The organism is Sulfitobacter sp. F26204, from assembly GCF_026410305.1.
GTDB lineage: Bacteria > Pseudomonadota > Alphaproteobacteria > Rhodobacterales > Rhodobacteraceae > Sulfitobacter.
The window spans coordinates 410,691-422,486 of sequence record NZ_JAPMLQ010000001.1; the positions used below are offsets into that span (position 1 = coordinate 410,691).

Consider the following 11,796-nt stretch of genomic DNA (forward strand, 5'->3'; position numbering starts at 1 on the left):
GTGATTCCGAGGGTAGAAGGTGGTTTTTGGGCATATTTCGGTCATATGGGCTGAGGCTTCAACGTAAACGTTGGCGCATACGCGCAATTCGGAAACGTCGTGAGCTGAAGCGGATCGTAAACCGGACGGGACAAATCCGTTCGGACGACCTTTTGCTGTTTTGTACCCAGCGCAACGAAGGGATTCGGCTGCCCTATTTCCTCGATTATTATCGCAAGATGGGCATCGGTCATTTCTTTTTCGTAGATAACGACAGTGATGATGGGTCACTCGATTATCTTGCGGACCAACCCGACGTATCAGTGTGGAGTACCAAAGCCAGCTACAAACGTGCGCGGTTTGGTGTTGATTGGCTGAACTGGCTGCAATTGAAATATGCCCATGGCCATTGGGCGCTGACTGTCGATCCCGACGAGTTTCTGGTCTATCCGTTCTGTGATACCCGCCCGCTGCGTGCGCTGACCGATTGGCTGGATGCCTCGTCGATCAAGTCCTTTTCGGCGATGCTGCTTGATATGTATCCCAAGGGGCGGTTGGATGAACAACCGTATCGATCCGGCGAAAACCCGATCGACATCGCTTGCTGGTTTGACAGCGGAAACTACACAATCTCGCGTAATCACAAGTTTGGTAATCTGTGGATCCAGGGCGGGCCGCGCAGCCGTGTATTTTTTGCGGATGAGCCTGCCAAGGCACCGGCACTGAACAAGGTGCCGCTGGTAAAGTGGGACCGGCGATATACCTATGTCAGTTCGACCCACATGCTTTTGCCGCGTGGTCTGAATCTCGTTTACGACGAATGGGGTGGGGAAAAGGCATCCGGCGTTTTGCTGCATGCCAAGTTCCTTGATACATTTGGTGAAAAAGCTGCAGAGGAGTTAAGCCGCAGTCAGCATTATGCCGGGTCTGTTGAATACAAGGCCTATGCCGAACGCCTCAAGCATGATCCGCAACTTTGGTGCAAATGGTCCGAACGCTATATCAATTGGCGCCAGCTTGAGATTTTAGGCCTGATGTCCAAAGGAAACTGGGCATGACTGTCGGTTTTGTCATGCTGGTACACACCGCACTTGGCCGGGCCGAACAGGTTGCGCGGCAATGGGCGGCGTCCGGCTGTCCTGTTGTCATTCATGTCGACAAGGTCGTAGAGCGAAAGACTTATGAAAAATTTGTCAATGCGCTGTCAGATCTTGATCAAGTGAGTTTTAGTACCCGCTATCGATGCGAGTGGGGAACCTGGGGCATTGTTCAGGCGACGCAGGCAGCATCGGAACAGATACTCGCCAGATATGGCAATGTACGACATGTCTTTCTTGCTTCGGGTTCCTGTTTACCGCTGCGACCGGTGCAAGAATTGTTGGATTACCTTGAAGAACGTCCGCATACTGATTTCATCGAAAGCGCAACAACCTCCGAAGTGCCCTGGACAGTGGGTGGTCTGGACGAAGAGCGATTTACACTGCGGTTCCCCGTGTCCTGGAAACGGAACCGCTATTTGTTCGATTTTCTGGTTAAAACGCAGCGGTTGTTGCGCTTGGGACGCAAGATGCCCAATGGCATCGTGCCCCATATGGGGTCGCAGTGGTGGTGTTTGTCCCGGCGTACATTGTCAGCAATCCTGCAAGACCCCGAACGGGCGACATATGACCGGTTTTTCCGGCATGTCTGGATTCCTGACGAGAGTTATTTTCAAACTCTGGCGCGGCATTATGCCAGCAATATCGAAAGTCGCTCGTTAACCCTGTCCAAGTTTGATTTCCAGGGCAAGCCGCACATCTTTTATGATGATCATCTGCAGCTTTTGCGTCGGTCCGATTGTTTCGTTGCACGCAAGATCTGGCCCTATGCGGATCGTTTGTTCGAGGCTTTCTTGACGGATGCCGCCGGGGCAATGAAAAAGACGGAACCAAACCCGGGCAAGATTGATCGCATCTTTTCCAAGGCCGTAGAACGGCGAACACGCGGCCGTTCGGGTCTATATATGCAAAGCCGTTTCCCAAACGAAGATTGGGAAAACGGCGTTACGGCAGCACCCTATTCGATGTTTCAGGGCTTTGCCGAACTGTTTGAGAATTTTGAACCTTGGTTGGCCTCTGCCACCGGCGCACGCGTGCACGGGCATTTGTTCGCAACCGACAAGGTACACTACTCGGAAGGCCAAAGCGCGATCAACGGTGCCTTGTCGGACAGCGCGATGGCGCGTGATTATAACGGCAAAGCGTTTTTGACAAACTTGATCTGGAACACCCGTGGTGAACGCCAGTGTTTCCAATTTGGCCCGGCTGATAATCAAGATGTCTGCTGGCGGATTGCCAAGGACCCGAATGCCCAGGTTTCGGTGATTACAGGTGCCTGGGCGGTGCCTCTGTTCCGATCGAACCTTGATTTCGCGGACATTCGTGCGATGGCGGCCAACCTGCAAAAGATTGAAAGCGAACATATGGACATTCTTCGTTCGCCCTATACCAAGGCACGTGTCCGGATTTGGACAATGGCCGAATTCATCGAAGCGCCTATGGAACCGTTGCAGGGCATTCTGGATGAAATCGGCCGGACCAAACTGCGTCGTTTGTCAGAGGCACCCAAAATGGTTGACCTGTCCGGCTTTGGCCAGTTCCTCCAAAATCTCAAGAATCAGGGTATGCACCCCTATCTGATGGGCGACTTCCCGGTTGAGCGTGGCGTGGCGGCAACACCTAAAGCACAGCGCAAACCTTATCTGGTACAATGACCATGACTGGTAAATTCCGCAGTTTCGTTGTTTTTGCCGAAATGCGCACTGGCTCCAATTTTCTTGAGGCGAATCTGAATGCCTTTGACGGCATCAATTGCCATGGCGAAGCCTTTAACCCCCATTTTATCGGTTCTCCCAAGAACGAGCCGATCCTAGGCGTTGATTTAAAAACCCGTGATGCGGATCCAAAGGTGCTGTTGTCTGCGATCCGCAACAATACAGCACGACTCAGCGGCTTTCGCTATTTTCATGATCATGACCCGCGTGTCTTTGATGCGATCATGGCAGATGAAAGCTGTGCCAAGGTGATCCTTACCCGTAATCCGATTGAAAGCTATGTGAGCTGGAAAATCGCACAGGAAACCGGCCAGTGGAAACTGACGGATGTAAAATCACATAAAGCCGCCCAAGCGCAATTTGATCCCAAGGAGTTTGCAAACCACCTTGAGGCATTACAAGCCTTCCAGATCAAACTGATGAACCGGATGCAGATCAGTGGTCAGACGGCCTTTTACGTCGCTTATGAAGACTTGCAAAACGTAGAGGTGATGAACGGTTTGGCCAAATACCTGGGTGTTGATGAAGAGCTTGATGCGCTGGACAAGAGTCTCAAGAAACAAAACCCCAGCCCGATCTCGGCCAAGGTTCGAAACTATGAAGAAATGCTCAAGGCATTGTCGCAGCTTGATCGTTTTGATCTGACCCGCACCCCGAATTTCGAACCGCGCCGCGGGCCAGTTGTGCCCTCCTATGTCGCGGCTGCGGAAAGTGCCCTGTTGTATTTGCCATTGCGCAGTGGGCCACAGGCGCAGGTCTTGCGCTGGATGGCTGAATTGGACGGTGTGACGCGCTCTGATCTACAGACCAAGATGACCCAAAAAGATCTGCGCCAATGGAAGCGGCAACACCCTGGGCATCGCAGTTTTACGGTGTTGCGCCACCCTGTTCAGCGGGCGCATGATGCCTTTTGCCGTCATATCCTGCCGGTTGACAAAGGCAGCTATGTCCACCTGCGCAAAACAATGATGCGACGCTACAAGATGCCTTTGCCGGAGGGCGGGCCAGATGGTCATTACGATCTGGCGGCGCATCACAAGGCCTTCACCGCGTTCCTTGTTTTTCTCAAAGGCAATCTGTCCGGCCAAACGTCCATTCGGGTGGATGCATCTTGGTGTACCCAGACCCAGGCGGTTATGGGATTTGGCGAACTCTGTTTGCCCGACCGCATCATTCGCGAGGCTGATCTGGGCAAAGAGCTGAACGATCTTGCTGATGTTGTGGGCAGGGCTGATGCGCCGGCTGTGCAGCCGGCACCCATTGATCAGCCCTATGCGCTGGAACAAGTATATGATGAAGAGATCGAAAGCCTGACAATCGATGCCTACCAGCGCGATTATGTGATGTTTGGATTCTCGCGCTGGAAATAGCAGTGGTCGCGGTTCACGCCGCTTGTGCAGATTTCTCTTCGGTCAGAATTGTATAAAGTGTTCCCACGTCCGTGTTCGCCCGCAACTTGTTGCAGATCGACGGGTCGCGCAGTGTTCTGGACACCAGCGCCAGTGCCTTGAGATGTTCGATACCTGCATCTTTCGGTGCAAACAGCGCAAAAGCCAAATCCACAGGCCGACGATCGACGGAAGAGAAATCAATTGGTTTGTCGAGCAGTACAAAGGCGCCGACAACCTCTTGCAGCCCTTCAAGACGCGCATGGGGTAGGGCCACACCGTGGCCCACACCCGTTGGTCCCAGAGCTTCGCGTGCATTCAGCGCCTCAACCACACCATCAGCCTTCAGACCATAGGCGGAATGCACTAAATCACCGATATCATGCATCAAACGCTTTTTGCTGGTGGCAGAGGTCAGTACTTTGACTGCTTCAGGCTTAAGGAGTTTTGATAAATCCATCCGGTCCGCTCTGTTGTCATGGTGACGCGATGCTCACCTGGTTTCTATGGGTCGATCCAGCCGATGTTCCCGTCTTCGCGACGGTATACAACGTTTAAACCGTCTTTAGCTTCGTTGCGAAACACCAGAACCGGCGCACCAGCAATTTCCATTTGCATCACGGCTTCTCCTACAGACAAGGTTGCAATCTTGGTCTGCATCTCTGCAATGATCATGGGTTGAAGGTTTTCAGGTTCCTGTGCGTCTGAATCGCTATCTGAAGCGAGGATATAGGAGGAAGCGCCAAGAAACTCAACAGGTTCTGAACGGGCCTTGTGATGATCTTTCAATCTGCGCTTGTACCGGCGCAATTGTTTTTCCATCTTTTCATTGCAAGCATCAAAGGCACCATAAATTTCGTTGCTATGTGCCTTGGCTGATGCAGTGAGACCGGTTGAAAGATGAACGGTCGCCTCGCAAACAAACTCGTGTCCAGACTTTGAAAAAACCACAACTGCATCAGTGGGGCGTTCGGCGTATTTTGCAACACCTTCACCCAGAACCGATTTCACATGCGTTTGCAGCGCCTCTCCAATGTCGATTTGCTTGCCGCTGATTTGGTACCGCATATTTTCTCCTTGCTCTTCTTACCCCGCAGCAGCGCAAAGTATCATAGACGCGATATTTGGGTACTGCGGGATTGGGATAATCGGCGCAGCGTTCAGATTAAATAATGCCGTGCCTCTTTTCGAAGGCCGATGCAGCAATACACAGGAACGCAATGTCGCCATGGCTCTATCAGGCGCGAAATTACCTGCCAAGTCAATGGTTAAGGGAATGCACTACAGTGAATAAACTCAGCAAGAATTTGCGAAATATTAGGAAATGCGAAAATTGTCGCCCAAATAGACCCGACGGACATTTTCGTTTTGAACGACTTCATCGGGTGTGCCAGACATCAACACTTTGCCCTCGTGAAGGATGTAGGCGCGGTCCACAATTTCAAGTGTTTCGCGTACGTTATGATCAGTTATCAACACGCCGATACCACGGTTTTTCAGATCTGCCACCAGTTGACGGATGTCGCCAACAGAAATGGGATCAACGCCTGCAAAAGGTTCATCGAGCAACAAGTAATTGGGATTGGCGGCAAGACAGCGCGCGATTTCGACTCGCCGCCGTTCACCACCTGACAAGGCGAGTGCGGGTGCGCGGCGCAGGTGTTCGATAGAAAACTCTGACAAAAGCTCTTCCAGGCGCTCACGGCGTTGTCGACGCATAGGTACGGAAATATCAAGGATGGCGGAAATATTATCCTGCACCGACAAGCCGCGAAAAATGCTCATCTCCTGTGGCAGATAGCCGATACCAAGTTGCGCGCGTCGGTACATCGGCAAAGTGGTCACATCCTTGCCATCCACCAGAACCGTCCCGCCTTCGGGCGTGACAAGGCCGGCCACCGCATAAAAAGTCGTCGTCTTGCCCGAACCGTTTGGCCCAAGGAGCGCAACAACCTCACCACGATTCAAATGCATGGAAAAATCGCGGATCACGATTTTCTTGCGGTAAGATTTGCGCAAGTGATCAATCTGCAACCCGGCACTGCCGGTTGCGACCTTTAAATCCGGGGGTGCCATCAGTCGCCGCCACCCGTCTGGATGATGGTTTTGACCCGTCCTGACATCTGCGCGGTTCCATCGGACAGTTGAACGGTCATCTTGTCGGCACTGAGCGCATTCAAGCCCTGATCCAGCAACACATTGCCGGTCATGACAATTGTGCCCTCCGTGATGCTGTAATCGGCGCGATCTGATTCGGCAGCGTCAGGCCCGGAAACAAGTGTTACGCCCCCTGTTGCTTCCATCCTCTCGATTCCCTTTTGTTCGGCCAGATAGACTACCAACACCCGGGGTGCGGACAGACGCATTTCACCTTGTCCGATCATCACATTTCCACTGAAAATCGCCACGCCGGTTTCTTGATCCACTGACAAATTGTCAGAGGTTACCTCTACAGGCAGGTTGGTATCCTGTGCCAAGGTGCCAAAGGCTACATTGGTCCCCTGTGCCAAAACTGGCGCCGCAGTCAGACACAGGAAAAGGGGCAACACCAAAAATCGGAGGTTTTTCACTTCAGGTCACTCTTGCTTTGTTCAGGGGTATATATCAGCTTCACACCGTTTGTGAAAATCAATTGGGCGGGTTCCCCCGCTTTGCCGGCACGCAGAGTCATTGTGCCCGCATCAAGTGTGCCAATTGGCCCTTTGGCGGTAACCGGCCCTGGTGAATTCACGTCTAAGGTCGACATTTGTGTCACCAATAGTTCGCTGGTTACGCGAAAGCCGGTTGAACTGTCTAGAACAACGTTACCAATCAATTCAGTGTTGTCTGCTTCGATGTCAAAATGCCCGCGCAAGGCCGTCATGACCAACTTGCTTCCAGAGGAAAGTGTCATGACAACCTTGATGTTTTCTGCCTGGTTTCCCCCTGTTTCCCCCTGTGGGGTAGTCAACTTGTCCGCCGCAAATGAGATTTCATCACCATCTGCCGTCACCGCGTAATAAACAGGGCCAGTGACCTGTTGATCGCGCAGTCGGTCCTGGATCTCCTTGTCTGCAAATGGAATGACCGCTTCGGGATCAATCACGCGGCTGAGCAAGAAAAGCGTGGACAGCAACCCTAATGCCATCATTGGCAGCAGCACCTTGAGCCAGCCCACAAGTTGCGAATAGCGGTCAGACTGCATGGCGCTAACCAAGGCCGACGCGCAGGCAATCGTGGATATGCAGCAATCCGGCCGCCACATCGGGTTGCGCGGGGTCAATCACCAAAAGACAAGTGATTTTGCGGCTATTCATCAGGCCGACAGCCTTTTCCGCCAGGGCATCCGGACCGATCGTCACCGGGTTAGCTGTCATCACATCGCGGGCTTTCATCGTGAACAACCCTTCCATATGTCGGCCCAGGTCGCCGGTAGTGATGATTCCGGTCAGCTTGCCATGAGCATCTGTCACGCCGGTCACGCCAAAACCCTTGCTCCCGATCTCGGTCATGGTCTCGGTCATTTCGGTTTCTTCCGATACCAACGGAATGGCCGCGCCCTTGTGCATCAAATCGCGAACAAGACTCAGCTGTGCACCCAGTTTCCCCCCTGGGTGAAAGTTGCGAAAATGTTCGGCAGTAAAGTCGCGGTGTTCCATCAAGGCAACGGCAAGCGCGTCACCCATGGCGAGGGTCATGGTTGTTGAAGTTGTCGGTACAATACCCGTGTTGCAAGCTTCCGCTACCGACGGCAACAACAGCACAACATCGGACTGACGCCCCAGCGTGCTTTCTTCGCGACTGGTCAAGCCGATCAGCGGGATTTCGTATCGGCGCGAATAGGCGATGAGATTGCCAAGTTCGGGTGCCTCACCAGAGTTGGAAATCGCCAAGACCACATCATCGCGGGTAATCATGCCCAGATCGCCGTGGCTGGCCTCGGCGGGATGCACGAATTGTGCCGGCGTACCGGTGCTGGCAAGGGTCGCTGCGATCTTGTTGGCGATGTGACCGGACTTGCCAATGCCGCTGACAATCACGCGGCCTTTTGTATCGCGCATCAAGTCGATGGCGGCGCGAAACCGGTCGTCCAACGCATCCGCCAACTGGTTCAATGCACCGGCTTCGGCACGAATGACGCGGGCTGCGGTATCTAAAAAGGGTGTTTTCATGAGTGCGCAAAAATGTCCGTATCGGGCCAACCGGTCAGGTCGAGCGTGGCACGCATTGGCAGAAAATCGAAACAGGCTTGTGCGATCTCCATGCGTCCTTCGCGGATCAGCATTTCAGTTAGCTTGTCGCGCAGTCGGTGCAGATACAACACATCACTGGCAGCATACTCGAGCTGCGCTTTGCTGAGTTCCTTGGCACCCCAATCGCTGGATTGCTGTTGCTTGGAAATGTCCACAGACAATAGTTCCTGCAACAGTTTCGCCAACCCATGGCGGTCCGTGTAGGTACGGACAAGGCGGCTTGCGATCTTCGTACAATAGACCGGCGCTGTGGTCACGCCAAAGGCATTCAGCAACACGGCAATATCGAACCTGCCAAAATGGAACAGCTTTAGAATTTTGGGGTCTTCCAGCACGCGACACAGATTCGGTGCTTTGGTCTGGTCCTTGGTGATTTGCACCAGATGTCCGTTACCGTCACCACCCGACAGTTGCACGACACACAATCGATCGCGACGTGGCTGCAGTCCCATCGTTTCACAGTCAACAGCGACGGTTGATCCCAGATCAAGGTCGTCGGGCAAATCGTTCAGATACAAGTGGTTTGTCATATTCAACGCTATACCCTGCATCTCGCGGTTGGGAAAGCGGCTGTTATGCGGCGCTGCAGTACCGCTCAATCTCGGTAAGTGCGGGGCGTGGGTATCGGGCCAATAGCTGCGCAACTTCAAGGTGACAACGCTGCGCTGGGCTGTCCGGGCCAATCAATGACAAGGGCAATCTGGCGTGTTTCAATACCAGGCGGCGCCAATTGTGCACGATCAAACAGCGCAGCACCGCTATTTCAATAGGGCTCAACCGGGTGGCATCGGGGAGATCCTCTTGCATTTTGACCAGCGCAGTAAATAGTTTCTGGTACCCATCTACCTGGGTTTGTGACGCAATCTGTTGGCGCAACCATTCAGGTGCTCTAGCGGTCGAAAGTGAAAGCGTTTCCTGTGGTGCAGCCGCATCCATGGGGCCTGCGAAAACCCGTGAAGTGACCTGAGTAAACCCGCGTTTGGCCATATCCGTGGCTTGTTCCGTTGATGCTGTTTCCGTCAACACCAATTGCCATTTGTCCGCGGTAAGCGTCGGAGCGGAATAGATGCGGGGGTTTGCCTGTGCACATTGCGCACGACCCCTTTCCGACAGGCTGTGATGGCTGATGCGCCCGGACTTTGCCGATGTGATCCAGCCGTCATTGCGCAACCTGTGCAGGGCTACGCGGGTTGCTTCGGGTTTTACGTGCAAACCAGCCATGATTTCTGACAGAACCGGCCCATCGATCGATTGGTTGGTATCTTGGGCCAAGTCACCAAACAGACTGATCATCAACGACCAGACGCGCTGGCCGCCGAGGTCACGCATACCGGCAGTCAGGGAATTGAAGGCCTCAGTAGGCATTCATCGTCAGCAATTCGTATTCTGCTGCCACATCGTTGTTTTGATTATACAGGGTCACATGCCAGCGCACCTCGCCATATTCTTCATTGCGTGGTGTTTTGTGTTTGACGCTTAACCGTACCCGAATGCTATCGCCTGCTGAAACCGGTGCCAGAAAGCGCAGGTTATCAAGGCCGGTATTTGCCAGAACCGGACCGGGATCAGGTTGCACAAACAATCCGGCTGCAAAACTCAACAACAGGTAGCCATGTGCGACACGGCCAGGAAAGAACGGATTCGCCTTGGCGGCGCCGTCATCCATATGCGCATAGAACGTATCACCTGTGAAATGAGCAAAGGTCTCGATGTCATCAAGGGTCACTACGCGGGGGGGCGAATTAAAGGTTTCGCCCAATTCAAGCGCGTTGAAGGTGCGCGTGAAGGGATGCGCGCGGTCCGAAATCTCTGTTGCGCCCGGCACCCATTGCCGGCCGATTGCTGTCAGAATATCAGGGCTGCCCTGAATGGCGGTGCGCTGCATATAATGCATGACTCCCCGGATGCCGCCCAATTCCTCGCCGCCACCGGCACGGCCGGGTCCACCATGCACCATGTGAGGCAGCGGTGCGCCGTGGCCTGTTGCCTCGGTCATCGAGGTGCGGTTGTTGAAATAGAGCCTGCCGTGAAACGCCGCACTCCCCAGCGTGATCTCGCGGGCGACATCGCCATCATTGGTGATGACTGAAGCCACAAGCGAGCCTTTTCCCCTGTTCAACAATGCAACGGCATGATCCAGATCGCGATAAGGCATCACGGTCGAAACAGGGCCAAAGGCTTCGGTATCATGCACGCGATGGGCCTTGTCGGGATCAGTGCAATAGAACAGCATCGGGGGCACGAATGCACCCTTGTTCCTGTCGGCACCGTCTACACTGAAATCATCAGGATTGCCGAACACGCGTTCTGCTTCAGCCCCGATCAATCCTGCTTTTTCCAGTACATCGCGTTTTTGGCTGGTGGAAACAAGCGCACCCATGCGCGTTGATTCCAAACGGGGATCACCGATGGTGGTCTTTTCCAGTTGCTTGCTCAATGCAGCAATTACCGCATCTATTTGTGATTCATGCACCATGATGCGCCGGATTGCGGTACATTTCTGGCCCGCTTTGGCCGTCATTTCTCGTTGGACTTCCTTCACAAACAGATCAAACTCAGGGGTGCCAGCAATCGCGTCCGGCCCAAGCACAGAAGCATTCAGACTATCCTGCTCCGAGGCGAAGCGCACCGAATGCTCCATCAGCTTGGGATTGCCGCGCAGAACCAATGCCGTGTTTGCAGATCCGGTGAAAGCAACCGCATCCTGACATTCAAGATGATCCAGCATGTCGACCAGCCCGCCGCTGACCAGTTGCAAGGCACCCTCCGGCAGCAATCCGCTATCCAGCAACATGCGTACGCAGGCCTCTGTTACATAACAGGTCGCTGTGGCGGGTTTTACGATTGCCGGCACGCCTGCCAGCAACGTCGGGGCCAGTTTTTCCAGCATGCCCCAGACAGGAAAGTTGAAGGCATTAATATGTACCGCGACACCTTGTAACGGCGTACAGACATGCCGTCCCATGAAATGCCCGTCACGGCCCAGTTTTTCGGGTGGCCCATCCAGAAAAACATGACCATCCGGCATTTCCCGCCGCCCTTTTGAGGCGAAAACCAGCATCGTGCCGATACCGCCATCCACGTCGATCTTGTGATCACTGAGCGTCGCACCGGTGTCATAGCTCAATTCATACAGCGTCTGCTTCCGCTCCATCAGGTAGATCGCAAGCGCTTTGAGCATTCTGGCGCGGTCATGAAAAGTCAGTTTGCGCAATGCGGGGCCGCCAACCTCACGGGCGTAAGCAAGCATGGCCTGCACGTCCAGGGCATCATTGCCCGCTCGAGCGATCAGATCGCCTGTAATGGCACTGGCAATGGTGCGGGAGCCTGCGCCCGGCGCTATCCATTGGCCAGAGGCGAAACTTTGAACGTCGAGCATAGGTTT

General features: G+C 53.8%; 12 protein-coding genes. 3 read left to right on the forward strand and 9 right to left on the reverse strand.

What is annotated here, in order from left to right:
* The first annotated feature begins 26 nt into the window (after positions 1-26).
* From OS190_RS01930 to OS190_RS01940, 3 genes are read left to right on the forward strand one after another with little or no spacing between them, the layout of a single operon-like run.
* A complete protein-coding gene (locus tag OS190_RS01930; protein ID WP_267156972.1) occupies positions 27-1,037 on the forward strand; it encodes a glycosyltransferase family 2 protein in 1,011 nt (336 codons plus the stop codon).
* Positions 1,034-2,731 (forward strand): DUF5927 domain-containing protein, encoded by a 1,698-nt coding sequence (locus tag OS190_RS01935; protein ID WP_267156973.1) that lies wholly within the window; start codon positions 1,034-1,036, stop codon positions 2,729-2,731. The genes OS190_RS01930 and OS190_RS01935 overlap by 4 nt, the downstream gene beginning before the upstream one ends.
* 2 nt (positions 2,732-2,733) lie before the next feature.
* A complete protein-coding gene (locus tag OS190_RS01940; protein WP_267156974.1) occupies positions 2,734-4,161 on the forward strand; it encodes a nodulation protein NodH in 1,428 nt (475 codons plus the stop codon).
* A 13-nt stretch (positions 4,162-4,174) separates the two neighbouring features.
* Here the strand turns inward: OS190_RS01940 and OS190_RS01945 are convergent, their stop codons facing one another.
* From OS190_RS01945 to paaZ, 9 genes are all read right to left on the reverse strand, one after another.
* Positions 4,175-4,639, reverse strand: coding sequence for a PTS sugar transporter subunit IIA (locus OS190_RS01945; RefSeq protein WP_267156975.1), 465 nt, complete (start codon positions 4,637-4,639; stop codon positions 4,175-4,177).
* 44 nt (positions 4,640-4,683) lie between these two features.
* Entirely contained in the window at positions 4,684-5,247 is a 564-nt protein-coding gene (gene hpf, locus OS190_RS01950) for a ribosome hibernation-promoting factor, HPF/YfiA family (RefSeq protein ID WP_267156976.1), read from the reverse strand.
* Positions 5,248-5,496: 249 nt separating this feature from the next.
* Entirely contained in the window at positions 5,497-6,255 is a 759-nt protein-coding gene (gene lptB / locus OS190_RS01955) for an LPS export ABC transporter ATP-binding protein (RefSeq protein WP_267156977.1), read from the reverse strand.
* A complete protein-coding gene (gene lptA, locus OS190_RS01960; RefSeq protein ID WP_267156978.1) occupies positions 6,255-6,749 on the reverse strand; it encodes a lipopolysaccharide transport periplasmic protein LptA in 495 nt (164 codons plus the stop codon). Before lptA ends, lptB begins: the two co-directional genes overlap by 1 nt.
* Positions 6,746-7,363, reverse strand: a complete 618-nt coding sequence (gene lptC / locus OS190_RS01965) for an LPS export ABC transporter periplasmic protein LptC (RefSeq protein ID WP_267156979.1) — start codon at positions 7,361-7,363, stop codon at positions 6,746-6,748. The genes lptA and lptC overlap by 4 nt, the downstream gene beginning before the upstream one ends.
* A gap of 4 nt (positions 7,364-7,367) precedes the next feature.
* A complete protein-coding gene (locus OS190_RS01970) occupies positions 7,368-8,330 on the reverse strand; it encodes a KpsF/GutQ family sugar-phosphate isomerase (protein ID WP_267156980.1) in 963 nt (320 codons plus the stop codon).
* Entirely contained in the window at positions 8,327-8,941 is a 615-nt protein-coding gene (locus tag OS190_RS01975) for a ribonuclease D (RefSeq protein ID WP_267156981.1), read from the reverse strand. The genes OS190_RS01970 and OS190_RS01975 overlap by 4 nt, the downstream gene beginning before the upstream one ends.
* 43 nt (positions 8,942-8,984) lie before the next feature.
* Complete coding sequence (locus OS190_RS01980; RefSeq protein ID WP_267156982.1) at positions 8,985-9,776, reverse strand: PaaX family transcriptional regulator C-terminal domain-containing protein; 792 nt, start codon at positions 9,774-9,776, stop codon at positions 8,985-8,987.
* On the reverse strand, positions 9,766-11,790 hold the full coding sequence (gene paaZ, locus OS190_RS01985) for a phenylacetic acid degradation bifunctional protein PaaZ (protein WP_267156983.1): 2,025 nt from the start codon (positions 11,788-11,790) through the stop codon (positions 9,766-9,768). The genes OS190_RS01980 and paaZ overlap by 11 nt, the downstream gene beginning before the upstream one ends.
* Between the last annotated feature and the right edge of the window lie 6 nt (positions 11,791-11,796).